This window comes from Streptomyces sp. WMMB303, assembly GCF_029351045.1.
Classification (GTDB): Bacteria; Actinomycetota; Actinomycetes; order Streptomycetales; family Streptomycetaceae; genus Streptomyces.
This window is the reverse complement of the sequence record NZ_JARKIN010000001.1, coordinates 5,836,398-5,863,018: the sequence shown is the minus strand read 5'-3', so window position 1 is coordinate 5,863,018 and position 26,621 is coordinate 5,836,398. Positions and strand designations below refer to the sequence as shown.

Annotated in this window: 21 protein-coding genes; 13 read left to right on the top strand and 8 right to left on the bottom strand. The window is 71.4% G+C overall.

The annotated features are described in order from the left end of the window. Nucleotide 1: 1 nt before the first annotated feature. Both P2424_RS25435 and P2424_RS25430 read left to right on the top strand, forming a co-directional pair. A complete protein-coding gene (locus tag P2424_RS25435) occupies nt 2-1,369 on the top strand; it encodes a CHAT domain-containing protein (protein ID WP_276478037.1) in 1,368 nt (455 codons plus the stop codon). Then, the gene (locus P2424_RS25430; protein WP_276478036.1) at nt 1,366-2,256 is read left to right on the top strand and encodes a hypothetical protein; all 891 of its coding nucleotides are present in this window, start codon (nt 1,366-1,368) and stop codon (nt 2,254-2,256) included. Before P2424_RS25435 ends, P2424_RS25430 begins: the two co-directional genes overlap by 4 nt. A 64-nt stretch (nt 2,257-2,320) precedes the next feature. Here the strand turns inward: P2424_RS25430 and P2424_RS25425 are convergent, their stop codons facing one another. From P2424_RS25425 to P2424_RS25405, 5 genes are all read right to left on the bottom strand, one after another. Next, a complete protein-coding gene (locus tag P2424_RS25425; protein ID WP_276478035.1) occupies nt 2,321-2,575 on the bottom strand; it encodes a hypothetical protein in 255 nt (84 codons plus the stop codon). An 80-nt stretch (nt 2,576-2,655) separates the two neighbouring features. Next, on the bottom strand, nt 2,656-3,444 hold the full coding sequence (locus P2424_RS25420) for an ABC transporter permease (RefSeq protein ID WP_276478034.1): 789 nt from the start codon (nt 3,442-3,444) through the stop codon (nt 2,656-2,658). After that, entirely contained in the window at nt 3,441-4,376 is a 936-nt protein-coding gene (locus P2424_RS25415) for an ABC transporter ATP-binding protein (protein WP_276478033.1), read from the bottom strand. Before P2424_RS25415 ends, P2424_RS25420 begins: the two co-directional genes overlap by 4 nt. 290 nt (nt 4,377-4,666) lie before the next feature. After that, nucleotides 4,667-4,987: a transcriptional regulator gene (locus tag P2424_RS25410; RefSeq protein WP_276479125.1), complete on the bottom strand. Its 321-nt coding sequence runs from the start codon at nt 4,985-4,987 to the stop codon at nt 4,667-4,669. Further along, nucleotides 4,984-5,448 (bottom strand): hypothetical protein, encoded by a 465-nt coding sequence (locus tag P2424_RS25405; RefSeq protein ID WP_276478032.1) that lies wholly within the window; start codon nt 5,446-5,448, stop codon nt 4,984-4,986. Before P2424_RS25405 ends, P2424_RS25410 begins: the two co-directional genes overlap by 4 nt. Nucleotides 5,449-6,525: 1,077 nt before the next feature. Between P2424_RS25405 and P2424_RS25400 the strand changes: the two genes are divergently transcribed. From P2424_RS25400 to P2424_RS25380, 5 genes are all read left to right on the top strand, one after another. Beyond that, entirely contained in the window at nt 6,526-7,644 is a 1,119-nt protein-coding gene (locus tag P2424_RS25400; RefSeq protein ID WP_276478031.1) for a TOMM precursor leader peptide-binding protein, read from the top strand. Between the two features lie 122 nt (nt 7,645-7,766). Beyond that, complete coding sequence (locus tag P2424_RS25395; protein ID WP_276478030.1) at nt 7,767-9,029, top strand: hypothetical protein; 1,263 nt, start codon at nt 7,767-7,769, stop codon at nt 9,027-9,029. 423 nt (nt 9,030-9,452) lie between these two features. Then, entirely contained in the window at nt 9,453-10,046 is a 594-nt protein-coding gene (locus P2424_RS25390; RefSeq protein ID WP_276478029.1) for a TetR family transcriptional regulator C-terminal domain-containing protein, read from the top strand. Beyond that, the gene (locus tag P2424_RS25385; protein ID WP_276478028.1) at nt 10,043-11,206 is read left to right on the top strand and encodes an FAD-dependent monooxygenase; all 1,164 of its coding nucleotides are present in this window, start codon (nt 10,043-10,045) and stop codon (nt 11,204-11,206) included. Before P2424_RS25390 ends, P2424_RS25385 begins: the two co-directional genes overlap by 4 nt. Next, the gene (locus tag P2424_RS25380; protein ID WP_276478027.1) at nt 11,203-11,700 is read left to right on the top strand and encodes a nitroreductase family deazaflavin-dependent oxidoreductase; all 498 of its coding nucleotides are present in this window, start codon (nt 11,203-11,205) and stop codon (nt 11,698-11,700) included. The genes P2424_RS25385 and P2424_RS25380 overlap by 4 nt, the downstream gene beginning before the upstream one ends. A 607-nt stretch (nt 11,701-12,307) precedes the next feature. Here the strand turns inward: P2424_RS25380 and P2424_RS25375 are convergent. After that, on the bottom strand, nt 12,308-12,625 hold the full coding sequence (locus P2424_RS25375) for an ATP-binding protein (protein ID WP_276478026.1): 318 nt from the start codon (nt 12,623-12,625) through the stop codon (nt 12,308-12,310). Nucleotides 12,626-12,692: 67 nt separating this feature from the next. Here P2424_RS25375 and P2424_RS25370 point away from each other — a divergent pair, with 67 nt between their 5' ends. Beyond that, on the top strand, nt 12,693-13,916 hold the full coding sequence (locus P2424_RS25370) for a GNAT family N-acetyltransferase (protein ID WP_276478025.1): 1,224 nt from the start codon (nt 12,693-12,695) through the stop codon (nt 13,914-13,916). Nucleotides 13,917-14,032: 116 nt separating this feature from the next. Here P2424_RS25370 and P2424_RS25365 read toward each other — a convergent pair whose 3' ends face one another. Then, nucleotides 14,033-15,223 carry a hypothetical protein gene (locus P2424_RS25365; RefSeq protein WP_276478024.1) on the bottom strand — a complete coding sequence of 397 codons (1,191 nt, stop codon included), beginning with the start codon at nt 15,221-15,223 and terminating at the stop codon, nt 14,033-14,035. Nucleotides 15,224-15,729: 506 nt separating this feature from the next. On the opposite strand from P2424_RS25365, the gene P2424_RS25360 reads away from it, so the two are divergent. The 4 genes from P2424_RS25360 to P2424_RS25345 all read left to right on the top strand — a co-directional run bounded on the left by P2424_RS25360 (nt 15,730) and on the right by P2424_RS25345 (nt 23,028). Continuing rightward, entirely contained in the window at nt 15,730-17,829 is a 2,100-nt protein-coding gene (locus P2424_RS25360; protein ID WP_276478023.1) for an ABC transporter ATP-binding protein, read from the top strand. A 130-nt stretch (nt 17,830-17,959) separates the two neighbouring features. Then, nucleotides 17,960-18,112, top strand: a complete 153-nt coding sequence (locus tag P2424_RS25355; protein WP_019357929.1) for a hypothetical protein — start codon at nt 17,960-17,962, stop codon at nt 18,110-18,112. A gap of 195 nt (nt 18,113-18,307) precedes the next feature. After that, a complete protein-coding gene (locus P2424_RS25350) occupies nt 18,308-19,705 on the top strand; it encodes a lanthionine synthetase C family protein (protein WP_276478022.1) in 1,398 nt (465 codons plus the stop codon). After that, the gene (locus P2424_RS25345; RefSeq protein WP_276478021.1) at nt 19,702-23,028 is read left to right on the top strand and encodes a lantibiotic dehydratase; all 3,327 of its coding nucleotides are present in this window, start codon (nt 19,702-19,704) and stop codon (nt 23,026-23,028) included. Before P2424_RS25350 ends, P2424_RS25345 begins: the two co-directional genes overlap by 4 nt. A gap of 160 nt (nt 23,029-23,188) precedes the next feature. Here P2424_RS25345 and P2424_RS25340 read toward each other — a convergent pair whose 3' ends face one another. Further along, complete coding sequence (locus P2424_RS25340) at nt 23,189-24,478, bottom strand: glycoside hydrolase family 18 protein (RefSeq protein WP_276479124.1); 1,290 nt, start codon at nt 24,476-24,478, stop codon at nt 23,189-23,191. A gap of 537 nt (nt 24,479-25,015) precedes the next feature. Here P2424_RS25340 and P2424_RS25335 point away from each other — a divergent pair. Continuing rightward, nucleotides 25,016-26,434, top strand: a complete 1,419-nt coding sequence (locus tag P2424_RS25335; protein WP_276478020.1) for an FG-GAP and VCBS repeat-containing protein — start codon at nt 25,016-25,018, stop codon at nt 26,432-26,434. Nucleotides 26,435-26,621: the final 187 nt, after the last annotated feature.

Here is a 26,621-nt window from a genome sequence, read left to right as displayed (position 1 = left end):
GATGGCCCGCGAGCTGAATGCCGAGATCGTCCACGACCCGTCGGCGCAGTACACCCGATGGCCCGGAGAGCACGGGCAGCGGCCGCTGGATCTCACCGTCACTCTGCACGTGTGTGCCGACGACAGTGTCATGATCCTCGCCTTCGCGCGTGACCGACGGTCGCCCCGTACCCGTGTGCATCGTGCCCGGCTCCGGACGTCCGCCTCCGCCATTCGCGCCCAGGCCGACCGGCTGCGTCACTTCTGGTACGAGAACGTCGTCCGGCTGCAGTTGCCCGGCGCCGACCGCACGCCGTACGGGAGATACGCGTTCGCTGAGACCTGTGACCTGCGCCCCTACGGTGACACCGTCGACCCGCTGGTCGAGGAGCTGGCCGTGCAGGGCAGACGCGTCCTGGACAGGATCCTGGCGGGGACAGGCAGTGAGCTGGAGAAGTTCCGCGACTTCCTCCTCGGTGAGCTGCGCGAAGAGAACCTGCGGGTGAGTTTCGATTCGGAGCTGTACGTGCCGTGGCCGATGCTCGCCGTGCGCGCCCCGGGCCCCGACGCGTCGTCCTCCTTCCTCGGCCACCGGCACCAGATCGAGCAGACCGGGGCACCGTACCCGCTGTACGAGGCCCCTCCGACCGCCCGAGCCGTGCCCGCGACCAGTCTCAACACCGACACCGCTCTCGACGGCGTCGGCCGTTCCGACGCCGTGTACGACCTGCTGCGGGAGGCTTCCGAGCTGACCGTGCGTACCACCGCCGAGGAACTGTTCAAGTCACTGCGCGCACCGGACTTCGACGAGGACCTGATGTATTTCTGGTGCCACGGCATGTTCGTCGAACGCGGCTCCCACCGCACAGTCGGCATCCAGCTGTCCGACGGCAAGCTCATCGACGCGGAGTCGGTGCACCGGTACCGCGAAGAGTGCGGCGCCGCACCGGGGGCATCCTTCCGCCCGTTCGTCCTGATCAACGCGTGTCATGCGGGTGAGCCGGCCGACACGGCCGAGCTGGAGTACCTCGGGAGTGCGTTCATCGAGCACGGCGCGGACGGGGTGCTGGGCCCGCAGATCGAAATGCCGCAAGTCTTCGCCGCCGAATACGCCCACGCGTTCATCGAGCGGTATGTCAGCGGCGCGCAGACCGCCGGCGAGATCTGCCACGCGCTCGTGAAGCACTTCATCGAGGAACTGCGCAACCCGCTCGCGCTGAGCTACTCACTGCACTGCGGTATCGACAGCCGTTGGGAGAAAGCGTGCACGTCACCACCCTCGACCTCGACGAACGGGGGCGACTCCGCTCACCTGGCGGCCGCCATACCGTCCCAGGCCACCGCATCGCCGAGCACCTCTCCCGACACGTCCACATTCCCGACCGGGTGACGGACGTCTACGTCTACGTGCACGGCTGGCAGACCGCCCCACCCGTCGCGGCACGCCGCGCGTCGGCCCTGCTCGCCCGGACCGGCGAACTCCACACCACCCATCCACAGCGCTATCCGGAGCTGACCCGGGGATACCGGCCCTGGCTCGTGGTCGTGCGCTGGCCGTCCTCCAGCCTCCCCTCGCTCAGCGGCTACCGGCGCATCCGCGACCGCGCCCACGCGATGAGCGCACCCGGGCTGGGCCACGCGCCCCACGTACTCGCACATCTGCTGGGCTACCTCGACAGCCGGCGCGGCGATCCCGCCGATCCCCCCGTGCTCGCCAACCGCAGCGGCCAGTACCTCCACCTCGTGGGGCACTCGTTCGGCGGCCGATTCCTCTGCGAGGCCGTGCAGTGGGCGTCAGCCCCGGACGCGCCTCGGGTGCTGGGATGGACCGCTCCCGAGATGCCCGACCGGCCCTTCACCGCGGACAGCATGCTCGTCTTCCAGATGGCCGCGCCGCGTGACGCCTTCCACCAGCTCTTCCCCGCGCTGTTCCGCACCGACGGCAAGCCGGGTGCTCCGCTGCGCGGCCCGCTCGTGCTGACCCACTCCCGCTGGGACCGTGCCACCGGCTTCTGGCATCTCCGTGCCGAAGGCTCAGCCGGTATCGGACATTCGGGCGCCGGCCCCGCTCCCGTCGCCCAGTTCCACACCCGGCTCCTGGCGCCGCACGAGCCGTACCGGCTCTCGGCGCTGGACCACCGGCTGGTCAACGTCGACGCCGGCCACTGCTTCCGCGGCAGCGCCCGCACCCGGCTGGCCCCCGCCGGTGCCCACTCGGACATCGACCACCCCGAGTCCGCCCACCTGCTCCTGAGCCTGGCGGCCCTGTCACGCTGACGGCACAGTGGTCGGCCCCTCGGCCCACGTCGGGCAGTACGTGTGCGCGGGTCTGACGGGAAGCTCAGGGCTCTTCCTCCGGGGCACTGAACCGGGCCTGGTTGCTGTCGGCGAACAGTTCCAGGCGTGAGCACTCGGCGCACTGGAGGCCGAGAGCCGAGGCGTTCGCCCAGTCCAGGTTCATCAGGCTCATGCCGGCGGTGTTGAGCTGCACTTCCCGGTCCCAGAACAGCGAGCCTCCGCACAGTGCGCAGGATATTTCGTGCTCTCGGATCCGCACCAGCCACGGCCCCTTGTAGCGGCGCCCTCGGCCTGCCATTTTGACCACCTCGTTTCTCATTCCAGATCTGTACGGTTCTTCTCTCGTGTCCTGCGCAGGCTGAAACAACCGTTCGCCGGTCATTCGGACCGTGGATCCCAGCGGAAGCGGCGGACGGCCACGACCGCTCCGGCGACACCCCAGATCAGCAGGGTGAGGAGGTGCTGCCAAGCGAAGCCGCCGTCCTGCACCGCGCGGAGCAGGGCCTGGTTGAACGGCCGCACCGGCAGCAGTGCGGTGACGTTCTCCACGATCTCGTTGTGGATGGGCATGTAGGTGCCGGACAGGAACACGAGCGGGAAGAGGATGAACTGCACGACAGCGGGGGCGGCCTCCGCGTTCCGGACCAGTGAAGCGACCGCGACCCCCAGCGCGCAGAAGCTCGCGGCGCCGAGCACGAGAGCGGTGACGAGGGGCAGCCACGCCGCGGCGTCCGGTATCGGCACGCCGTACAGCCGGCCGACGCCGACGATGAGCAGCACATCGACAATGCTCACCATCACGCAGTGGGCCAGCAGGCCGACGAAGTACATCCACGGCGGCAGCGGGGTGGCCCGGACCCTCTTGAGCACCCCGTTCTGGCGCCGCGTCGAGAGAACGATGGCCAACTGGCTGTAGCAGGAGCCCAGCACGGACATGGCGGCGAGCGTCGTCACGTAGTATTGGAGGGCCGAGAGGCCGCCGAAGTACGGGCTGGAGGCGACGTCGTCGAACATCATGCCGAAGACCGCGATGACCACGACCGGCAGGACGAAGGTGAAGAACGCACTCTGCGGATTGCGCCAGAAGGACAGTTGCTCGTAGCGGATCTGGTGCAGGACCACGGTGAGGTCGCGGCGGGATCCGTGCTGGACGGCGAGAGTGCTCACGGTGAAGGTCTCCTCATCGCGGGTTGCGGGGTGCCGCGGTCGGTGAGGCCGAGGTAGATGTCCTCCAGGCTCGGCCGGTCGATCGACAGGTGCTCCAGGACCGTGCGGCGGCGCAGCGCCCAGTCGGTCAACTGGTGCAGCGTCGCGGTCGGTTCGTCGGTCTCGGCGATGAATCGGCCCGCGGCGTCCGATGTCGCGGGTACCGGCAGATCGGCTGCGGTGCACCCGGCGGGGAGCGCGAAGCCGATGCGCACCCGTGCGGTGTCGCGCCCGCCGAGGCTTTCCGGCGTTCCCTCGGACACGATGCGGCCGGCGGAGAGGACCGCCACGCGGTCGGCCAGTTCCTGTGCCTCCTCCATGTGGTGCGTGGTGAGCAGGACGGTGGTCCCGGCCTCGCGCAGATTGCGGACGACCTGCCACGCGCTCCGGCGCGCGCTCGGGTCGAATCCGGTCGTCGGTTCGTCGAGAAAGAGCAGACCGGGGTTGCCGATCATGCCGAGTGCCAGGTCCAGTCGGCGTTTCTGTCCGCCGGACAGCGAGCGCACTTTCCGCCGTTCCAGTCCGGAGAGGTCGACGAGTTCGATCAGTTCGTCGATGTCTCGCGGGTTCCGGTAGTAGCCGGCGCTGCGGGCGAGCGTCTCGCGGACCGTCAGATACGGCTCGACCGCGATGTCCTGCAGCACCAGGCCGATCCGTTCGCGCAGTTCCCTCGCCCGGGACCGGTCACCGGGGTCGATCCCGAGGACTTCCGCGTGCCCGCCGTCCCGGGTGCGGAACCCTTCGAGGATTTCCAGCGTGGTGGACTTGCCGGCGCCGTTCGGCCCGAGCAGCGCGAAGATCTGTCCCTGTCCGACGGTGAAGCTCAGCCCCGCCACAGCCTCCACCGTGCCGTAGCTCTTGCGCAGTCCTTCCACGACGACCGCATCAGACATGAACACCTCTCTTCTCCGGGTATGAAGGGGTGGACGTTCCGTCCGTCCCTGCTGCGTGCTGCCTGCGGCCGGCTCTCGCTGAGCCCAGCGGGGACCCGGCCACCGCCGCGGTCCCGGTTCCGCACCTCGGTACGCGCCCGGTACGGGCCCATGCCGGGGTGCGGTGGCGCCGGAGTCCGACCGTTCCGCCGTGCCGGTGCCCCCGGTCCTGCGCTGCCCGGACGCCTACGCCGCCGTGGGACGCTCCGGAACCCGGGTACGCCGCCGACCGGCGGGTTCGGGCGGCCGCGTCATGGCTGCGCCGGGCTGTCGGCCGGCTCGGCGGCCCCGGCGACGATCATTCTCAGCGCGGCGACGTGGCCGTTGAAGGCGTCCCGGCCCGTGGCTGTCAGCCGCGCGTACACCCTGCGCCGCCTGCCTTCGAGGCGGCGTTCGGTGAGGATGTACCCGGTATCTTCAAGTGTGGTGAGCTGCTTCGAGAGGGCCGAGTCGGACAGCTCGAGCCGTTCCCTGAGGAAAGCGAACTCCGCCCAATCGGCAGCGGCCAGTGTCGCGACGAGCGAGAGCCGGGTGCTGGGATGGATCAGCTCGTCGAAGCGCGCGTCTGTCATGCGCGCGTCCACCGAAGCAGAGTCCGCAAGATCTCGGGGCCGCCGAACCCGGTGACGAGGGCGGTCAGCGCCGCCGACCAGACGGCCGGATGGCCGGTGCCGTCCGCCTTGAGCGCCATGGACGCGAGGATCGTGACCCCGACGAGCCCGAGGAGCATGCCGACGACGACGAACGGGACCCGGCGGCCGGCGACCGCCGCGCTGACCTGCAGCCGACCCGTGCGTCGGCGGCCGCTGAGCAGGCGTGCGGCGAATGCGGAGTGCCCCATGCCGAAGCCCACGGTCGCCACCACGGTCAGCCACGCGGGCCCGAACTGGTCGATCAGCCCCAGGGCGAGCCAGCCGACCGCCATGCCCCACCAGTAGATCCGGGGCAGGCCCACTTCGGCTGCTACCTGGCGTTGCGCTCTGTCCACGACGGCCATCGCCTCGTCGGCCTGCTCCGCAGTGGTGTTCTCCATGGTGTGCTCACTTTCCTGCTGGGAAAGCGAGCACACCACTTTCCCGATAGGAAAGTCAAGACCTGGAGCGGGTTCGGGTCAGGCGGGCGCCCGGGTGGGCGGCAGGGTCACCCCTCTCGCCTCCTTGCGGCGTCCGGACCGCTGTGCTTCAGGGGCTCGGGTCCGGGGCGACCCCGCGTCGAGACGGTGGTCCGGAGTCGGGGGTGCCGCGTCTCGTGTCGTTGGCGGACCTTTCGTGCCTCGCTCCACCGGCCGATCCGATTCCAGGTGTGGGGCCGGCGGTCCGCGCCTTCGCTGCCCTCTTCCGCGTCGGTGATTTTTCGCGACTCCGGATTCCGTTGCGATCGCTCCCGGTCTCACGGAAGGCCCCGCCCTGCGGCTGCCTCCTGGGGCCGCCACCGTCGGTATCCCGTTTTCCCTGTTCAGGGGTGGTTACCGGCAATCATGGCCACCCGAAGGCGGGGTCGACGGCCGGTGGAATCCGGTCTCCACTTGAAGGCGTGATCGCATTCGCGAAGCCGTCTTTGGTGACTGCCCGTCAGGAAAATTCTTTCACGGTATGTCTACCGTTCTTGCGCATCGCCGTGTCAGGATCCCTCGCGCTGCCACCCGGCAGCGCAGGAGCAGGATTCGAAAGGGGGCCGTATGGCTCAGGACAAGCAGGCACCGGCGAAGAAGAAGATCGAACTCAAGGCCAGGAAGCTGGAGAAGGTCGAGACCACCGGCTGGCGCGTCATCGGCGCCGGCGGCTGACACCTTGCCCGCCCCAAGCCGGCACCGGCTACCCGGTGCCGGCTTGGGTTCATCCGACAGCGCAGTGCCGAGGAGCAGCGGCTGCCCCGGGAGCCGGCCCGCGGCACCTATGAGCGCCGGGTAGTGCGCGGGGCAGCCGCCACGCGCCATGCTGCACCTCCTCGTCCGAGGCCGCCCTGAGCGGCTCGGTACAACGAGGTGACACTCGGCAAACAGGCGCGAAGTCATCCGGATAGGTCCGGATGGCCCGCGCGGGAGGAACCCTCCAATCCTCTGCCAGAACAGGCGTAAGGGTGGTGACAGTCCGCTGTCACGGAGAGGTACATGCAGAAAGGCGGCGCATTCGTGCTGAGACCCCGGATCAAGCAGGTGCACCAGCCCCTGGCCCTCCCCGGCGGACGTATTCTGATCGGCGGAACGCAGTTCGGCGTAGCCCAGGAGATCCAGGACGACGAGGACGGTGCTGTCGAACGCGTTCTGGTCCTCATGGACGGCACCCGCAGTGTGGAGCAGATGTGCACCGAGTTCGGTGAGACGCACCCCCATGTCGATGAAGAGTGCGTACGGGAGGTCGTCCAGGCCCTGACCGACAGCGGCTTCGTCGAGGATGCCGGGGCGGACCCCCCGGCCAACCTCAGCGCCCGTGAAGTCGCCCGTTACGCGCCGCCTCGGCACTTCTTCTCCTGGATCGACACCACTGCGCGCAGCTCGCCGTATGACATCCAGTCAGCGATCAAGAGCGCGCGGGTGACCGTGCTCGGAGTCGGTGGAACCGGGTCGGCCGTGGCGTCCGGACTGGTTGTCGGTGGCATTGGTGCTCTGCACGTCGCGGATTTCGACCGGGTCGAGGAGTCCAATCTCACCCGGCAGTTGTTGTACTCGGAAGCCGAGATCGGGAAGCCGAAGGTGACCAGTGCTGTGGCCCGGCTACGGGCCATGAACAGCAACGTCGAAGTGACCGGCAGCGAGGTCCGTGCCGACGGGGCGGAGTCGATCGTAGCCCTGATGGAGGGCTGCGATGTCTTCGTGCTCTGCGCCGACGAGCCCCTACCCGATCTCATGAGGTGGGTCGACCAGGCCGCGCGGCGGACCAGGACCCCCTGGTTCATGAGCCTGTACACCGGGCCCATGACTGTGGTCGGCTCATTCGTGCCCGGTGAGACGGCATGCTGGAACTGTCTGTACAAGGCGGAAATGCAGCGGGAGCACCACGCGGAGGGGCGCCCGTTGTCGCAAGGGGGAAGGCCCAACGCCGTCAATGCCGCGGGTGCCAACATCAGCGGCCAACTCTGCGCCCTCGACATCCAATATCACCTGGCGGGACTGCCGGTTCAGACGCGCGGCCGCGTCTTCCACTGGAACCTCGCGCGGTGGGACCACTCCTACGCGGTCGAGGCCACACCGGCGCCGGACTGCCCCGCCTGTACGGCTGTCCCCCGATGAGGGAAGCCGAACCCGCGGGCGATGTCTCAGCAGACCACCCGGCCTCATCCGCTACGGGTGTGGAGGTAGTCACCGCCGCGGCAGCAGAGGAGGGAGCGACAGTCACCTTTCACTCTCTGGTGATGCGCCCTGATGACGACGATCCCGACTCCGTGGTGATCGGACGTCCCGCGACCGGGGAGTTCCTCGAACTGCCGGCTGCCTACGGAACGCTTCTCGACCTGCTGCGCGATGGAATGACCATCGGTGCGGCGCAGGAACGGCTGCTGGCCTGCGAGGGAATCGAGGTGGAGGCGGGGGAGTTCGTCGACCTCCTGATCGAGGAAGGATTCGTGCGGGCGGTCGGAATCCATTCGGTGGCGGACCCCGCAGACGGGGCACCTGCTCCGCACCTGCCGCGCCTCACCAGTCGGCATGTCGGCTGGGTCTTCAGCACACCGATGAAAGCGCTGTGGGTCTTGCTTGTGGGGTGCGCCGTGGCGACAGCGGTGGCGCAGCCGGGAGTGATTCCACGCGGTGCCGACTTCTTCTGGACGGATTACACCGGGTTCGCGGTTCTGGTCAACACGGTACTGTTCTCGGCCTCTCTCTCCGTGCACGAACTGATGCATCTGGCAGCCGCACGGTCGCTCGGTTGTCCGGGGCGGATCGGATTCGGCACCCGGCTGCACAACCTCGTGCTGCAGACCGATGTCACCGCTGTGTGGGGCTTGCCGAGAAGGCGGCGCTACCGGGTCTACCTGGCCGGCCTGGTCTGGGACCTCGGATTGCTCTGCGTGCTGATCCTCGTTCTCGCACACACCCCGGTCAACGGCGTCCCCCGGGCGCTGCTGCAGTCGCTGGCCCTCGCCGTGCTGCTGTGCATCCCGCTTCAGCTTCAGGTGTACACGCGCACCGACCTGTACTACGTGCTGCGGGATCTGCTGCGCTGCCGCAACCTTTTCGACGACGGGATCGCCTGGAGCCGGCACCTGGCCGCCCGCCTCGCGTCGCAGCTTCGACGGCGGCCCGACAAGCCGGCCGATCCGACGGCCGAGCTGGCCCCACAGCACCGCCGGGCGACCCGGGTCTACGCGTGCTTTCTGACAGCAGGGACCGCCCTGGCGCTGTCCGTCGCGGTTTTCTACGGTCTGCCGATCGCCCTCGGCGTGCTCTTCGAAGCGCTGTCGGCCATGAGGGCGGGGCTTTCCGGTGGGCCAGTGCTGCGCGCCGTGGACGCCGGCGTGCTGATCCTCGTCGAGGGCGGTATCCAGGTCATGTTCGTGATCACTTTCGTACGAGGGCATCCGCACTGGTTCCGGAGCCGGCGCCGGGTCGCGGCCAGGAAGGAGGCGCAGGCGGCAGCGCCCGCCTCGGATGGCCGGAGGTCGTCAGAACCGGTCTGACCGCGGCCGATTTACGGGAGACCGAGAGGCGATATTCGGTCGGCCCCCCTTTCGGGGAAGCGTGGGCGGCGCGGCGCAGGTCTTCCCTGGAGAGTCACTCTCTGTGGATGGATGCACGGTCAATCTGACCAGCAGTGGTCCACGCCAGGGTGCCGCTCGCCCGGGTCGGCACGGCCCCGCGTCGGCTGGCCTTCGACGTGTACGCACCGTGACAGTGCGAGAGGTGGTGTGGTCGGCGTTCCGGAGAGGTCCGGTTCTTCCGCGCGCCAGGGACGGCCCCTCGGGGAAGCCCGCCGACCACGGAGGCGGCACCGTCGACGGCGAGCGGGGACGCGGCCCGGCTCGGAGCTCTCCGGGGGTGTCCGCCGTGCCAGGGCGGCGGCGCACATTGCAGCCACCGCGCCGAAGCGCTAAGTTATTCACATGACTAACTTGGTCAGTCGACCAAATTCTCCTCGTGGCCGCCGCCGCCGCGAAGAGCTCATCGAGGCAGGGCTCGCGCTGCTCGTCGAGGGCGGCTGGCCCGCGGTCACCACCCGCGCCGTGGCCGCGCGAGGCGACGCCAATGTGGGGCTGATCCATTACCATTTCGGCGGCCTGCCCGCACTGCACCTGGCGATCGCCCGGCAGGCGGGCGAGGACGTGATGATGCCCCTCGTCGAGGACCTGCTCTCCTCGCCCGACGCCCGCACGGCCCTCGACGTCCTGCGCAACGCCGTCCCCCGCATCACCGAAGACGAGAAGACCCTCCGGCTGGCCGTGGAACTGACGGCCGGGGCGCTGCGGAACCCCGAAATCGGTGAGGCGCTGCGCCAGGGGCTGCGCGAGGCCCGAGCCCGGATCGCCGACTGGCTCGGAACCCTCGACCCGCAGGTGCCGGCCGAGCGGAGAGCGGGGGCGGCCACCCTCGTCGCGGCGCTGATCGACGGGATGATGCTGCACCAGCTGCTGGACGAGGAAGTGCCCGTGCAAGCCGCACTCACCGCGCTCGGCGACCTGATCGGGGCCCCGTCATGAAGGTCCTGATCTCCGGCGGCGGGATCGCGGGCCTCACACTCGCCTACTGGCTGCACCACTACGGCCACACTCCCGTCGTGATCGAGCGTGCACCGCACGGCCGACTCGGCGGCTACGGCATCGACTTCTTCGGCACCGGGTACGACGTCGCCGCGCGGATGGGCATCACCGACCGGCTGGCGGCGCACCAACTCCCCACCGAAAGCATCCGCTACGTCGACGAGGCGGGACGTGTCACGGCGCGGCTCGAGCGCCGACTGCTGGAGAAGGTGATCCGCGGGCCGTACCTCGCCCTGATGCACACCACCCTCGAAGAGGCACTGGGCGATGCCGTACGCGACAGGGTCGACATCCGGTACGGCCGCAGGATCACAGCTCTCGAGCAGCCCCCCGGCGGCGTCGCCGTCACCTTCACCGACGGCGAGTGCGAGCACTTCGACCTGGTCCTGGGCGCCGACGGCGTGCACTCCGAGACCCGTGAGCTCGCCTTCGGACCCGAAGGCGACTACGCCCACCACCTCGGCTACACCATGGCCTGCTATCCGGTACCCGACACCTACGGGCTCGGACCGCACCGCATCCACTACAGCGAGCCCGGCAGACAGACCATCCTCTATCCCAGCGACGTTCCCGGGCAGTTGATCGCGCTCTTCCTCTACCGCACGCGGGATCGCCGACCCCCGCCGCGCGCACAACGGCGAGCAGTGCTGCGCAGCGCCTTCGCCGACACGGGCCCGCTCACCTCGCAACTGCTCGACGCGGCACCCGAAGAGGATCTGTTCATGGACACCCTCACGCAGATCACCATGCCGTCCTGGCACACCGGCCGCATCGCACTGACCGGCGACGCCTGCTCGGCCATGACGCTGACCTCGGCGCAGGGCGCCTCCATGGCCATGGCCGGCGGCTACCTGCTGGCCCAGGCCCTGCACCAGCACGACGATCATCAAGCAGCCTTCCGCGCCTACCAGACCCGGCTGCGCCCGGCCGTCCAGGAACGCCAGCAGCGCGCCCGGGCCTTCGCCCGCTCCCTCGTCCCCGCGAGCCGCCCGGGCATCGCCGCCCAGCACCTCATCAGCCGGCTCGTCCTGCGTGACCTGTTCAGCGGGCTGCTGCGCCGCGGCTACGGCGACACCACGAGCATTCTCGACCGCATATGAAGGGCACCGTCATGGAGATCGTCAAGCGTCCGGCTCCGCCCACCGGCATCCGCCGCATGCTCTTCCGCGCCCCCATCCACCTCTACCGGCTGCGTCTGGGCTGGCTCTTCGGTGGCCGGCTGCTGCTGCTGAACCACACCGGGCGGGTCTCGGGCAAACCGCGCCGGGTCGTCATCGAGGTCGTCGAGCACGACCGGACGGACGGCAGTTACGTGGTCTGTTCCGGGTTCGGGCCCGAGGCCGCCTGGTACCGGAACCTCCTCGCCACACCCGAGGCGAGCATCCAGGTGGGGGTGCGGACCCTGCCCGTCACCGCACACCCGCTCGACACGGAGGAAGGCGGTGACTTCATGGCCCGCTACGCGCCCCGCCACCCACGAACCGCCCGCAAGCTCGTGCGCTTCATGGGCTTCTCCGTCGACGGCACACAGGAGGACTACCGGGCGGTCGGGCGCAAACTGCCCTTCGTGCGCCTCAGCCCGCGTAAGCCGTAGAGCGGCAGTGTCCGGGCAAGCGGCCTCCACGGCCGCCTCCCCTCCGGGTGACGGCAGCCGCCACACAGCCGACACCTTCTGCCGTCTCGCACAGGCACCGCACTGCGGCGCCCCGCGCGAGCGGGCCGTACGGAGACGGTGCAGGACGTGCGGGGCGGCGCATCGGCCTGCGGACGGGCCCGGCCGGGCTGTCGAACGCGCTCGGCGTGCCCGCCCACCGGCGCGGTCCGGGCGGGTGGAGTTGCGCTGAGAGGATCGGGCCGTTGACGTTCATATCCGGAGCGGCGGGGTACATGACACCTCCGCGAGGTGTGGGACCGATCTCCGGACCGGTGCCGCGCCCGGCGGAACACCTCGGGAACGCCATTGCCGCCGTAGCCCGGCGGAGGGACAAGGAGTCTGTATGGGGATCATCATCCCAGTTGTCGTCACGATCATCATCGCCATCGTCGTGACCTCCGAGCGACGCCGTCGGCGCAGGTGAATCCCGAGCCCCACGGCGCGGTCGCCCACTCCGTCGCGGCGTCGGCGTGAGCGCGCGGCTCCGCCGCTTCGAGCCGGCCCGCTGCGGCGGGCCCCCGGTGGGGTCTGAATGCACAGCACCCCGTCAGCCGTCATCCGCGGGACCAGCTTGCGCATCCGCCTCGCTGTCCGGATCAGCGTGCGCAGGGCCGTCACGAGCGGTGCGTACGGCAGCGCGTCCCGGCCCGGTTCCGCGCAGACGCCCCCCGACCACCCGGACCGCCGGGCCCAGCGACCGCGTGAACTCGGCGAGCAGCCGCGCCTTGCCGATCCCGGCCTCCCCGGCCAGCAGCGCCACGGCCGGACCCTGTTCCACAGCGGTGTTGTCCAGCGCCGCCGCCAGCGCTGACAGCTCCTCGCCCCGGCCGACGAACACCGGGCTGACCACGCGCTGCGCCACCACCTCGCCGGCATGTGAATAGGCAGATCTTTCGATGCGCGGCGACTGTTCACCCTGCCACGCTCGAGACATGACAGCGACCTACCCCCTGCGGACCATCGCCGCCCACGAACTCGACGCGTGGGCCCGGATGGTCACCACGACCTACGGCCAGGACTGGCAGGAGGGCGGCCTCCGGAACGCTGCCTCCTCGCTCGATCCCGACCGCACGATCGCCGCCTGGGACGGCGGGGAGATCGTCGGTGGCGCGTCGGTCTACGGCCGCGTCATGACGGTTCCCGGCGGGGCCGTGCCCGTCGCCGGCATCACGCTCGTCGCGGTCCTGCCCACCCACCGGCGGCGCGGCATCCTCACCGCGATGATGCGCGAGCAGCTCACCGGCCTGCACGACACGGGCGGTGAGCCGATCGCCGCCCTCAACGCCTCCGAAGCCACGATCTACAGCCGCTTCGGGTACGGCCTCGCCAGCCGGGTGGCCGAGATCCGGGCGGACCTGAGGTCCATGGCCCTACGCGCCGAGACCGACCTGGGCGACGGGACGGTCCGCCTGCTCGACCGTGCCGAGGCTCGGCCACTGCTGGAGAAGGTCTACGAGACCGTACGCGGCACCGCGGTCGGGTGGGTCGACCGGACGGAGAAGTACTGGCAGGCCAGACTCGCCGACGGCCCGTACACACGCGACGGCGGCACGGCGCTGCGCTTCGCCGTCCACCGGGAACCCGGTGGGGAGCCGACCGGCTACGCCCTCTACCGGTCCAAGGCCGGCGTGGCGCGGGTCCTCGAGGTCGCGGCCGCCTCGCGGCAGTCGTACGCCGCCCTGTGGCACTTCCTCGTCGAACTCGACGCCCACGACGGTCTCGTCCACGACGGCGCCGTCGACGAGCCGCTGGAACACCTGCTGACCGACCCGCGCGCTGTCCGCCCCACGGTCACCGACAACCTCTGGGTCCGGCTGGTGGACATCGACCGGGCGCTGACCGCACGCCGCTACGCGACCCCGTTGGATGTGGTCCTGGAGGTCCAGGACGCGTTCTGCCCCTGGAACGCCGGACGCCACCACCTGTCCGCCGACGGCGACTCCGTCACCTGCGAAACCACCCGGGCCCGGCCCGACCTGCGCGTGACCTCCGCGGAACTGGGCGCGGCGTATCTGGGCGGCACCACCCTCTCGGAGCTGGCCGCCGCGGGGCGCGTCGAGGAGCTGCGGCCGGGCGCGGTCGCCGCCGCCTCGCTCGCCTTCCGCGGTGAGCGGGCCCCGTTCCACCCCTCGGGCCGGGCCTTTCCCGCCTTCTGACGGCCGGGTGACCGACGGCCTGCAGCGCGCGGACATCCGCCCGGCGGTCGCGCGCGGGGCGGAGCGGCCCGGCGACGCCGTTCGCCCCCGGAGGCCGGGACCGGGACGCACGATCGTCAGGGTCGGCCGGTGCGGCTGTGCGGGGCAGCGGACGGCTGGAATATCGGCTCGAAAGCGGCCTCCTCCTCGTCCCCCGCCTGGGGGAGGAACCCGTCGGGCACGGTGCGGGCGGCCGCGGTGAGCAGGCGGTCCAGGACGTCCTCCTGGGTGGCCGGGGGGAGTCGGAGGGCGGCGAGGAGCCGGTCGCGGACGGCGGGGTGGTCCGGATGGTCGTCGAGGTGGTCGGAGCCGAGGGCCGGAGGCCGGAGGCCGGCCAGGGCGTCGTGCCAGGACGGCAGGACGATGGCGAGGGTCAGGGCCTCGGCGAGGGACTCGGCGATGAGCGCGGCCTGGCCCTCGGAGTCGGTGTAGAGGACGGGGCGGGGGCCGGGCACTGCGGGGCCGCACAGGTAGTGGGTGCCGCCCGCATTGCAGCCGGCGACCGGCTCCACCGGCAGGCCGTTGGGCAGGGTGATCGACTCGATCGGGTCGGTGCGGGCGAGGTCGAACTCGCCGTCGCAGGCGAGGTAGGCGGCGGCTTCGGGATGGGCGGTGATCCTCCGGAGCAGGGCCTCCTCCGAGAGGGCGGTCGGGTTGAGGACTTCGGCGAGGGCGGGGGTGAGGGGATGTCCGGCGAGGACGTCGCGGAGGGCGTCGAGGGGGACGGGACGTTCGTAGTAGTCCTCGAAGTGGGCCTGGACGGCCTCGGGGGAGCGGTCGGTGAGGAGGTGGAAGAGGAAGCCGGAGCCGTCCGGGTCGTCGGTGCCGGTGGGGAAGGCGATGGACGAGCCGGTGCGCCAGGCCGTGTCGCCGGTCTCCCGCCACAGGCAGGCGGTGATCCGGGGGGCGTCGAGGCCCGCCTCGTGGAAGGCGGGCTCGTCCAGGAGCGGGCGCAGCGCTGTGGGCACCTCGTCGACGACCCCGGGCCAGACCTGCTCGTCCTCCGTGCCGTACGGGCTCATCTCCGACTCGTGGTCGAAGCCGCGGATGAGCACCCCGGCAGGGGTGAAGAGGACGGCGAAGTCGTCCCCCGAGCCGTTGTCCATGAGCGCCGCCGCCGTGTGGGGACCCCAGGCGGGATCGAAGGTGTATTCGACGAAGTTCGGATCGTCGCCGATCGCCGCGTCCAGGACGGCCAGCGCGCGCAGATGGGCACGGAGCTGATCGGGGTGGGAGAGAAGGGCGGCGGTCTCGTGCACAGTGCTCATACCGACATCGAAGCAGTGGCCACTGACAATCCGGTGCGGCCGGGACGGACAGGCCGGACGCCGGTGCGGTTGCTCCCTGCGGACTCCGGCCCTCCGCGTGGTGCTCGCCGTGCCGGACGCCCTGCGCGGTGCCGGCCGGCGCCGAGTGCGGGGCGTCCCGTCCGGTGGGCGCGCGGCGTTCAGGGCTCGCCCCGGATCGACACCGGCACCCGGCCCCGTCCGGACGGTGTGCGCGGACGAACTGGCGGCCCCGCACTCGGATTTGTGCCGGTGCGTGAGTACGGTGATCCCCCGCGGTCCGTTGGCCGGGGCCCGGTCCCGGTGGTGCCGTCCACCTGTTGGAGGCCAGGGTTCTGAAACCGGCCGGGGCGCGGGCTCGGGGGCTGTTCCTGCTTCACGTGTCCGCCGGGTCCGCTGCACGCGGGGAAAACCGCCCTCGTCCCCCGACGCGCCCGCACTGGAGGCCACGTGACCCCGAGCCGCACCCCCGAGAACGGCCTGGCCGTATGCCGACGACTCCGGGCGGACAGCTCCGCACACTGCGCGCCGGAGCCCGGGAGGTCGAAGTGAGCGGGACGGCCGGCGCGGGCGGCCCCGAGCCCTCGGGGGCCGCGGCCGAGGACGGCGTCTCGGCGGCGGAACGGGAGCTGTTCGGAGGGCGACTGCGCTGGGACGACGCGTTCGTCGAACACGAGGGCTCGGTGGCGCGGCTGCGGTTCGGGCAGATGGCGGCCGCGCTGCCGCGCATGATGGGCGTGGTCCTGCGGGCCGGCTGGGAAACCGACCCGCGCGCGTTGGCCGGGGTGGTGGTGGCGCAGGCCGGCCAGGGCCTGACCACCGCGTTCGGGCTCGTGGCGATCAACGGCGTGCTCGGCAGTCTGTTCGCGAACGGACCGACGGACGACAAGCTGCGGGAGTCGGTTCCGGCGCTGGCGCTGCTGGCCCTCGTCTCCGTGGGCATGGCGGTGATGTCAGCCTGGTCGACGGCGATGTCCGGCAGGCTGGAGCCGCAGGTCGAAAGGGCCGTCTCGCTCCGCTACTACCGGGCGGTCACCCAGGTGGAGGTGGCGGCGACCGAGAAACCCGAGATCCAACGCCATCTGGAGGCCGGAAAGTTCGGCACGGAGTCGGCCCGGCGCATGCTCAGCCTGTCCGTGGGGGCCTCCAACGTCGTGATCGGCATGGTGGCCGCCGCCCTCGTGCTGGCCTCGCTGCACTGGGCGCTGCTGCCGATGCTGCTGGCCATCGCGCTGCCCAAGGCATGGGGGGCGGTGCGCTCGGCACGCCGGGAGTACACCTCGCGGCGGCACTGGGTGGACCACCGCCGGGCGGTCGCCACCCTGCTCCAGTACCTGACGATGCCGCACGCCGCCGGGGAGATCCGGGCGCATGCGGCGGGCTCGCTGCTGCTGCGCGGGTACGAGGAGATGTCCGGGCTGATGGAGACCGAACAGCGGCGCCTGGCCCGCGCCCAGGCGCGCACCGATCTGGTCGCCGCGGCGTTCTCCGGTCTGGCGTCCCTGGGCTGCTATGGCGTGCTGTGGTGGCTGCTGACCAGCGGCGGGCTCCCGATCGCGGTGGGCGGCACCGCCGTGGTCGCCATCCGTACCTCCACCGCGCGACTCACCTCGCTGGTGCAGCAGGTGAACCGCATGTACGAGGAGATGCTCCGGCTCAGCGACACCGAGGAGGCGATCCGGCTGGCGGCCGGACACGCCATCCCCCCGGACGGGCGGCCGTTGCCCTCGCCGGTGCGCCGGATCCAGGTGCGGGACGTCTCCTTCACCTATCCCGGGGCCACGGTGCCCGCGCTGCACCGGGTGGACGTGTCCGTGCGGCGGGGTGCGGTGACCGCGCTCGTGGGTGCGAACGGCTCCGGCAAGTCCACGCTGGCCAAGATCCTGGGCGGGCTGCTGCTGCCCGACAGCGGCGACGTGTGGTGGGTGGGCGCGGAGGGGGAGCGGGTGGAGGTGCGCGAGGCCGCCCGCGCCGACGTCTTCCGGTCGGTCGGGATGCTGACCCAGGACTTCCCCAACTGGCAGATGACGGCCGCCGCGAACATCGCCGTCGGTGCCGGTGACCGTCCGAGGGACGCGGCCCGGGTCCGGGAGGCGGCGGGCGGCGCCGATGTGGCCGAACTGATCGAGGGACTGCCGCACGGCTGGGACTCCATCGTCTTCAAGGGGTACGAACGCGGCGTCCAGCTCTCGGGGGGTCAGTGGCAGAAGCTGGGTACGGCCCGCAGCCTCTACCGGGGCGCGCCGTTCCTGCTGGTCGACGAGCCGACCTCGGCACTCGATCCGCACGCCGAGATCGAGGCGTTCGACCGGCTGCGGACGCTGGCCGACAGCGGTGTCGCGGTCGTGCTGGTCACCCACCGGCTCGCCGCGACCGCCTCCGCGGACCACATCTACGTGCTGGACCGTGGGCACATCGCCGAACACGGCACCCACGAGGGGCTCATGGACCGGGCCGGCGGGCTGTACCGGGGGATGTTCGACGCGCAGGCCGCGCAGTACGGGCTCACGTCGCTTTCGGAGGAGGCCGCTGTTGACACGGCCGGCCCCACCGAGGCGGCCGACGCGGACCGTCGAACTCTCAAGTGACAGCTGTGACTGGTGTGTTGACGTTCCCGATGTTGCTCGATTACGTTCCACGAAGCTCCGGGAGGCCCGGCGTGCACGAGCGTCGATCTCGCGGAGCAGTCATTGCCGACCTCTATCCGGAGGGAACGAAATGAACGAAGAACTGCTCGACGACGAGTTCGCCCTCGACCTGCGTGTGGGGCACACCGCGGTCTCCACCAGCTCCGCCGCCGCGACGAACAACGGCGGCTGCGAGACCTCGCGCACCTCGCTCTGCACCGACACGCTCAGCACGTGCTGCTGAGACGCCACATCTGATGTGCTGACCCGCCGCATTCGAGGTGACGCACATCCATGGTGAGCCACGCGGAGGGCCCCGCGGTCCGGGCACAGGGGGTCTCAGAGCCCTCCGTCTGGTTGTTCGCCCCGAAGGCTGAGAGGCACCGGAACGGCTGAGAGAGGGAACGGCGGCGCTATGGGGTCCGGTTCGGCGGGAAGAGTGACCGACGAAGAGGCTCTGCGGCTGGCTCGCGAGGTGGCCGACCGGCTCATGGAATCCGCCGGCGGCGCCGCGGAGAAAGCGGATCTCGCCGACGGCGCACCCGGCATCGCGCTCGCCCTCCGGTACGCGGCCGAAGTCTTCGACGAGGACCGCTACTTCAAAGCCGGACAGCTCCATCTGCGGCGCACCGCCGAGGTGAGTGCCGCATCCCCCCTGCAGGCGCCCGGTCTGTACCTCGGCACCGCGGGCGTCGTCTGGGCGGTGACCGAGTACGCCCGACTGGAGCCGCGCTACCTCCCGACACTGGCCACGATGACCGACCAACTCGCCCGGCAGACCCAGGCGATCACGCTGAATCCCGCCGCGGGAAGCGTCGCCTCGCACGACTACGACGTCATCGGCGGCGCGGCCGGCTGGCTCGCCGCGCTCCTCAGGGCCGCGGACCTCCTCGGCGGGCGGGCGACGGACGCCACCCGGCAGGCCGCAGACCGCCTCGTCGATTATCTGGTGGAGCTGACCCGGGACGACGGCGGCCCGCTCAGATGGTTCTGCGCGCCCTCGCACTTTCCCACCATTCTGGGCCCCGACGGAGAGCCGACGCCTCTGCCGGGATATGTGAAGCAGTTTCCCGACGGCGTGTACAACCTGGGATTCGCCCACGGGCCGCCCGGCATCCTCGCGGCCCTCTGCCGCCCCGACATCGCCCACGCGACCGGCACCGCGGACCGGGAGGCACGGTCACGCCGGGTACGGCAGGGTGTCCGCGAGCTCTCCCGGACACTCGAAGCGCTGCGCATCGACAGCCTCGACTACCCGGCATGGGCCAACCTTCTGCTGCCCCACCCGGATACCGGGCGCCCCGACACCGGCGCCGAGCAGGTACCGGCCAGGAGCGCCTGGTGCTACGGCCCGCCCGGGGTCGCCGCGTCCCTGCTGCCGGCCTCGGCGGCCTGCGGCGACCCGGAGCCGACCGACCTCGCGGTGGCCACCCTGCTGGGCGTCGAACGCACCCCGGCCGAGCAGCAGCGCATCAACTCGCCCACGCTCTGCCACGGGCTGGCCGGGCTGGTGACCGTCTACGGCCGGGCCGCCGCCCAGACCGGCCTGCCGGATCTGCGGCGTATGCACGACGCGTTCCTGTCCCGGATGTGCTCCTACGCGGACCCGGAGCACCCCTACCTCTTCCCCGACTACGACCCGTGGGGAGGGCACGAGCACAATCCCGGCCTGCTGACCGGTGCGGCCGGAGCCATGCTCGCCCTCCTCGGCGCCGTCTCCGACACGGCGGCCGGGTGGGACGAGCTGCTGTTCCTGACACCCGGACCTTCCCGCGTACACCAGCCGGGCGGGGCCGGGGCGCGGACGGGACCGGACCGAGGCATGGGGGAGACATGACCGAAGAGACTGCCGACACCTACCGGGCCTGCGGATTCTTCATGCTCAGGGCCCCGGCTCTGCCCGCCCGCCCGATGCTCGACCTGCTCAGGTCGCTGCCCGCCGCGGACGGCGCGGCCTCCCGCGCCGACGCCTGGCAGGACGACGACGGCGATCACCATGACTACGCCGACCGGCTCCGCAAGCTGTGGTCGACCCCGGGCGTACCGGACGCCGTGCGGGCCGCCTCACCCCATCTGGCGGACGCCGTCGAGCGGTTCGACAGCCTCAACGGCAAGGACCGGCGCAAGGCCGTCCGCGGCCTGAGCCGCTATCTGAACCGGATGAGCTTCCGCGCGACGCCGTTCGGCCTCTTCGCGGGCGTCACCACCGGCGTGTTCGGCGAGGAGCAGCGCACCCGGCTCGGCGACACCGCCATCGGAGCGGCCCGGGCACGAGCGGACTCCGGATGGGTCATGCACCTCGTCAAGCGGCTCGCCTTCGGCGCACAGCAGCCCTCCGAGCTGCGGGTGCGGCGCAACGACCTGCTCCATGCGGCCCGCGGCCGGGTGTGGCTCTCCACCGCCGAGGGCTACGGGCTCGACGCCGGTACCGAGGCCGCCCGCGCCGGCGCACCCGGCGACGGAGGCCGGACCGCGCCCAAGGGCCGACGCTCCGTCAGCGTACGGCTCACCGGACCGATCCGTTCCGTGCTCGACCACACTCGCACCCCGACGACACTCGGCGACCTCACCGCCCGGCTCACCGAGGACTTCCCGACGGCAGGCGCCGAGCGGATCGCGTCCCTGCTCGACGGCCTCCTCGACAGCGACATCCTCATCACCGCCGAGCGCCCCCGGCTGCTGATCCCCCCGGCCGGCCGGACGGACCGCGACGACTCGCTGCTGCGCTCGATGCTGCCCCCCGTCACCGACGCCGCCGTCGCGGGGGCGATCGACGGGGTGGAGGCCGCGATCGGCGCGTTCAACCAGGGCGGGATCCCGGTGTCCGAACTGCTGGAGGCGGCGAGCACGCCGATGCCCGAGGCCGTCGGAGGCCACTCGGGCCCGACGCTCCAGCTCGACTCGACGCTGAACCTCGACGGGCCTCTCGTCCTTCCCCGGGCCGTGGCCGACCTCGCCGAAGAGGCCGCCCAGGTCTTCCGGCGCGTGGGGGCGGAGGACCGCTACCCGCCGCATCTCACGGAGTACGCCGAGGCGTTCTCCGAACGCTACGGCCACCGCTCCGAGATCCCCCTGCTGGAGGCGCTGACCCCGGAGACCGGCCTCGGCCCACCGCGCCGATACCGCTCCCCGGGACAGGCCTACCCGCTGCCGGGCGTCGTCCCCCGGACCGTCGACGGGGCGGACCGGCCGGAGGAGCGGCCCCGGGAGGCCGTGCTGAACCGGATGGTCACCGGGGCCCTGGCCCGCCGGGAGCTGAGCGTCCAGCTCGACGACCGGCTGCTCGACGAACTCACCGAGGTCTCGGCAGCCGAGGACGACCACCGGCCGCCGATGCCGGTCCTCGACCTCTACCTCGGTCTGCTGGCGCCGGGCTCCGGCCGCGAGCGCTGGCGCGCCGTCTGCGGCACCGCCGGCGTGGTGATGGGCGGCAGGACCTTCTCCCGCTTCCACCACCTCTTCGACGAGGAGACCCGCGCTGCGCTGCGGGAGCTGGCCGCCGCCGAGGAACAGCGTCAGGGCGACGCCGTCTGCGCCGAGCTGTCCTCCCTGCCCCAGCACGCCCGTTCCATCAACGTCACCATCCGCCCCACGGTGCACACCTGGGAGCTGCCGGTCAACGTGACACCCGGCCGGGAGACGGACCGCGTGATCCGACTGGACGACGTCCTGGTCGGGGTGGCCGACGGGAAGCTCTACCTGCGCAGCCGCACACTGGGCCGCCGACTGCACGTCACCGACCGCGCGATGCTCAACTGGGCCGGGGCGCCCGACCCCTGCCGGTTCATGCTGGAGGTCTCCCAGGGCCTCTCGGGCACGGTCTCGTGGTTCAGCTGGGAGAGTCTGACCTGGACCATGCCGTTCCTGCCCCGCGTCGAACGAGGCGACCTCGTGCTCCGCCGAGCACGATGGCGGCTGCGTCCCGGCGACCTCGCACCGGCCTGCGGCGGCCGCCGCGACGGAGAGGGAGCCGCCGTGTTCGCCGAAGCCGTCCGCGCCTGGGCCGACACGTGGATGGTGCCCCGCCTGGTCAACCTCACCGACAACGACAACGCCCTGCTGCTCGACCTCACCAGCGCCGCCTCGCTGCGCGAGCTGCGCGACAGCCTGGAGCGGGCCACGGACGACGGGATCACCCTGGAGGAGGTCCTGCCCGCACCGGACGAGGGCTTCCTGCGGGACACCGCCGGCGAACCGTACGCCTCCGAGATCGTCGTGCCCCTCGTCCGGGTCGGTGAGGACCCGGGCCCGGTGGCCCGGCACATCCGGCCCCGGGCCGTCCCCGGCGCCGAGGAATACGGGATACGCAGCAAGCGGATCGGCAGCGACTGGCTGGCGGTGAAGCTCTACGCCGAGCCGGACGCGCACGACACCCTGCTGGGCGTGGGCCTGGCCGACCTCACCGCGAGGCTGTCCGAACAGTACGGCGTGCCCTCCCCGTTCTTCCTGCGCTACGGCGATCCCGCGCCCCACCTGCGGGTGCGGTTCCACACCCCCGAGGAATCGGCACGCGCGGACGTACTGCGCGAGGTGTCGGCCTGGGCGTACGACCTCGCCCGGGGCGGGCACATCGCCGACCACACCTTCGTCAGCTATCAGCGCGAGATCGAACGCTACGGCGGCCCCGAGCTGATAGCCGCCGCCGAGGAATGGTTCCGGCAGGACAGCGCGGCCGTCCTCCAACTCCTGCGGCGGCTGCGCGCCTCCGGCACCGGTCTGCCGGGGCTGCCGCCCCTCGGCCTGGACGCGTCCCAGGAACGCGCCGCGCTGGTCGCCCTCACCCTCGACCGGCTCTGCGGCTCCCTCGTCCCCGATCCCGAGGCCCGCCACGCCCTCGCCCGCCTCGCGGCGCGGCGCAACGCCGGCGGCGACCTCTACCGCGCGGCCGGCCGCGTCCTGTGGACCGCCCGCACGGACGACGGACCGGCCCGCGAACTGCTCGACGCGGCCGACGCCGTGTGGCGCCCCGCCGCCGAGCGGCTCACCCGGCGGATGGCCGAACTGGAACGCGGCGGCGAACTCCAGGCCGAGCGCGACGACATCGTCCTCTCTCTGCTGCACATGCACTGCAACCGGATGGGCCTGCGCCCCTCCGACGAGGCGATCGCCCACGGAGTCTGGCGCCGCCTCCTCGACCGCGCGGCCCACGCCCCGGCCTGAGCAGCCGGAGCGGGCGGCGGCGGGCCGCGCACACTCCGGGGGAGGTGGGCCGTCACCTGCGCCCGGGGCGGCAGCCGTCCGTACCCTCGTGTCCGGGCAGCGGACGGCCCCGCGGTACGCGACCGCGGGGCCGTCGGTGAGGTGCGGGTCGGGCCCCCGCCTAACGGATGGACTTGATCAGCTCGCCGTCCGGGGTGTCGCCGCTCAACTCCCAGACGAAGGTGCCGCCCAGCTTCTGCTTCTCACCCCAGGCGACCTTGCCCTTGAGGGTCTCGGGGGTGTCGTAGCTCCACCACTCGTCGCCGCAGTACGCGTAGGCCGTGCCGCCGACCGTGCCGTTGGCGGGGCAGCGGGTCCTGAGCACCTCGTAGTCCTCGATGCCCTGCTCATAGGTGCCGGGGGCCGGGCCGGTCGCGGTGCCGCCGGGCTCCTTCTGCGTCACCCCGCTCCAGCCGCGGCCGTAGAAGCCGAGCCCCATCAGGATCTTCTCCGCCGGGACGCCGTTCCACAGCAGGGCCGCGATGGAGGACTTGGTGTCGAAGAGTTTCTTGGGGATGCCGTCGTAGTCCTCCAGCGCCGAGTGGGGCGCGGTGGGCCCTTCCTTGTCGAAGGCGCCGAAGTAGTCGTAGGTCATCGGCAGATACCAGTCGACGTACTGGGCGGCCTCCCGGTAGTAGCCGGACGCCTGCATCTTCCCGCCGTCGGTGGCGTCGGCGCTGATGGCCGCGGTCACCAGCTTGTCCCCGAACTTTCCGCGCAGCGCCTTCATCAGCTTCGCGAAGGCGCCCTCGCCGCTGGTGTCGCAGCTCAGCCCGCAGGCGTTGGGGTACTCCCAGTCGATGTCGATGCCGTCGAACAGGCCGCGCCACCGCTGGTCGTTCAGCAGGTCGTAGCAGGACTCGGCGAACGCCTCGGGGTTCCTGGCAGCTTCGGTGAACCCCTTGGACCAGCTCCAGCCGCCGAACGACCACAGCACCTTCAGGTCCGGGTGCTTCTTCTTGAGCTTCAGCAGTTGGTTGAAGTTGCCGCGCAGCGGCTGGTCCCAGGTGTCGGCCTTGCCGTCGACGCTCTGGGCGGCGCTGTAGGACTTCTCGTAGTCGGCGTAGCTGTCACCGGCGGTGCACTTGCCGCCCTGGACGTTGCCGAAGGCGTAGTTGATATGCGTGAGCCGGTCCGCCGAGCCGGAGGTCTCGATGTTCTTGACGTGGTAATCGCGCTGGTAGACACCCCAGTTGGTGAAGTACCCGACGTTCTTGGGCCCGCCCGTCTCCGAGGTGTGCGTGCCCCCGGCCAGCCCGGCCCGCTCGTCGCTCCCGCCGGAGGTGTCGACCGCGAGCAGCGCGGCGACCACGGCTGCCACGCACAAGCCGCTCAGTACCGCGAAGAGCGCGCGGCGGCGGAGCCCTCCGGCGGCGGGGTAGAAGTCCTGTCTGCTGTCCGATCCGAGCATGGTCACCTCGCGTAGGGGGCGGGGGAAGGTGCCCGGCGTTCACCCCTGGACACGTGAGAACCACACCGGCCCGTCGATGTCGCGGACCGCTGTCGGTTCTGCCGGCACCGGTCCCGGAAACGGATGTGGTGACCGTCCGGTTCATTCCGCACACGCGGTCCGTGCGGCGGGGTGGGCGGCATGCGCGTACTCAGGGCGCTTCCGTGGGGGCGGCGGACGGCGCGGCCGGGCCGGGTGCGCAGCGGCCGGTCGTCCCGGCGCGCTCTCCCTGTCGGCTGGTATGCCCCGGCCCGGAAGCCGTCTCCCGGGCCCCGGCACGCTCGGGCTGTCGGTCGCGGAGGTGTGCGGCACGCGGCCGAAGCGCGCCTCGCGGTACCCAACGTCGCTGTATTCGAACGGACTTGGGTTACTCGCTCTTCCTCCGAAAGGGAAGGGGGCCCTGTGGTGATGTCCGATGTCATGAGGCGGCGGGACAGAGGTGAACGGCCGGAGCGCCGGACGCGGGCGGTTGCTGTCGCCGCGGCTTCCGCTTCCTGCGTGCTGCTGCTGGTGCTCGCCGGGTGCGGCGGATCGTCGGACGACGGGGCCGGTACCGCGAAGAAGGCGCGCCCGCCCGCGGGCAAGGCCGACGACTCCGAAGACGGCCCGGACCGGGGGGATTTCAACGGCGACGGTTACGACGACTACGCCACGTCCGTCCACTCCGCGAGCAAGGACCAAAAGCGCACGAAGGACACCCTGCTGGTGGTCTACGGCTCCGAGAAGGGGCTGAATCCCTCGTGGACGACGCGGCTCGATGGGCGATTCGATTCCTCCTTGCTGCGTACGGATCTCGACTCGGACGGCTTCACCGACCTGGTGGCCGCGCGGACGCGCGACGCCGAGGTCCAGCCGTACGTACTCTTCGGCGGCCCCCGCGGGCTCGGGAAGGCGCGGAAGCTCGAGGCTCCGCGGAACTTCGGCCCGATGGCGGCGGGCGACTTCGACCGTGACGGACGCGCCGACCTGTTCGACCCCGGCGGCGGCAAGGGCGACCCCTCGAGCAATCCCGACGGGCCCCGGGGCGATGTGCCCGCGCGCATCCTCTACGGTCCGTTCGGCGGCGACGGCCCCCCGTCCGGCAAGAGTCCGCGCAAGCCCGTCACGGTCGATGTCGGCCAGCACGGCTACGCGTCCCCGAACAGCGTCGCGGCGGGCGACTTCGACGCCGACGGCCGCACGGACCTCGTCCTCACCTACGGCTACGACGCCGAGCAGGACGACACCGCCCCCGACGATCTCACCCCGCTCGCCTACTACCGGGGTGCCGAGCACGGCCTGACCCGCGACCGCGACACCGAACAGACGGTGTTGAAGGCGACGGGCGGCCGTCGCGGCGGCTTGTCCGTCGGCGACGCGGACGGGGACAGGACCGACGACCTGCTGCTGCCGCTCCGCCGTACGGCGTCGGACACGGAGCCGCAGAAGGGCAAGGGGGGCGGAGTCGGCGTACTGCACGGCGCACGCTCCGGCCTGGGCGCCGGAAAGCCCGCCCGCCGGATCTTCGCGGGACGGAAGGAGAGTTTCGGGGCATCTCCGGCGGTCGGCGAGGTCAACGGCGACGACCACCCGGACCTCGTCGTCAACACGCCCGACTTCCGGGGCAACGACGGGCTGGTCACCCTGCTCCCAGGAGGCGCCGACGGTCCGTCGGCCGAGGGTTCCCAGGAGGTCGACGCCAGGACCGAGGGGCTGCCGGGCACCCCCAACCGCGCCCCCCGGAACCTCTTCGACTTCCGGCCTCCGCTGCTGGACACCGACGGCGACGGGCACGACGAAGCTGTCGTCCTCGCTCCCCTGTTCAACAAGCGCAAGGGCGCGGTCCTGCAGATCGCCGGCTCCGACAAGGGCTTCGCTCCCACCCGCTCCCGCCAGTTCACCCCCTCGGTCGCCGGAGTGCCGCTGCTGCTGAAGTGACGCGGGACGGCACCGGGGCCGGAGCCGGTCGGCTCCGGCCCCGGTGCGGTGTTTCGGGCCCCCGGTTGCCGTGCGTGGCCCGGGTTCCCGCGGCCGCCTTCCTCGGTCCCGGACCCCTGGGTGTCCGGCGTTCTCGACGGACCATGCGCTTTCCGTCTGTGTGCAGGAGCCGCCGCCGACTACCCCC

Excerpts from the sequence above, each read along its gene's own strand:
- P2424_RS25410 (WP_276479125.1), bottom strand. The coding sequence starts at position 4,987 with ATGACAGACGCGCGCTTCGACGAGCTGATCCATCCCAGCACCCGGCTC.
- P2424_RS25390 (WP_276478029.1), top strand. The coding sequence starts at position 9,453 with ATGACTAACTTGGTCAGTCGACCAAATTCTCCTCGTGGCCGCCGCCGC.
- P2424_RS25385 (WP_276478028.1), top strand. The coding sequence starts at position 10,043 with ATGAAGGTCCTGATCTCCGGCGGCGGGATCGCGGGCCTCACACTCGCC.
- P2424_RS25355 (WP_019357929.1), top strand. The coding sequence starts at position 17,960 with ATGAACGAAGAACTGCTCGACGACGAGTTCGCCCTCGACCTGCGTGTG.
- P2424_RS25435 (WP_276478037.1), top strand. The coding sequence starts at position 2 with ATGGCCCGCGAGCTGAATGCCGAGATCGTCCACGACCCGTCGGCGCAG.
- P2424_RS25415 (WP_276478033.1), bottom strand. The coding sequence starts at position 4,376 with ATGTCTGATGCGGTCGTCGTGGAAGGACTGCGCAAGAGCTACGGCACG.
- P2424_RS25360 (WP_276478023.1), top strand. The coding sequence starts at position 15,730 with ATGCCGACGACTCCGGGCGGACAGCTCCGCACACTGCGCGCCGGAGCC.
- P2424_RS25380 (WP_276478027.1), top strand. The coding sequence starts at position 11,203 with ATGAAGGGCACCGTCATGGAGATCGTCAAGCGTCCGGCTCCGCCCACC.
- P2424_RS25425 (WP_276478035.1), bottom strand. The coding sequence starts at position 2,575 with ATGGCAGGCCGAGGGCGCCGCTACAAGGGGCCGTGGCTGGTGCGGATC.
- P2424_RS25345 (WP_276478021.1), top strand. The coding sequence starts at position 19,702 with ATGACCGAAGAGACTGCCGACACCTACCGGGCCTGCGGATTCTTCATG.
- P2424_RS25395 (WP_276478030.1), top strand. The coding sequence starts at position 7,767 with ATGCGCCCTGATGACGACGATCCCGACTCCGTGGTGATCGGACGTCCC.
- P2424_RS25340 (WP_276479124.1), bottom strand. The coding sequence starts at position 24,478 with ATGCTCGGATCGGACAGCAGACAGGACTTCTACCCCGCCGCCGGAGGG.
- P2424_RS25405 (WP_276478032.1), bottom strand. The coding sequence starts at position 5,448 with ATGGAGAACACCACTGCGGAGCAGGCCGACGAGGCGATGGCCGTCGTG.
- P2424_RS25365 (WP_276478024.1), bottom strand. The coding sequence starts at position 15,223 with ATGAGCACTGTGCACGAGACCGCCGCCCTTCTCTCCCACCCCGATCAG.
- P2424_RS25370 (WP_276478025.1), top strand. The coding sequence starts at position 12,693 with ATGACAGCGACCTACCCCCTGCGGACCATCGCCGCCCACGAACTCGAC.
- P2424_RS25400 (WP_276478031.1), top strand. The coding sequence starts at position 6,526 with ATGCAGAAAGGCGGCGCATTCGTGCTGAGACCCCGGATCAAGCAGGTG.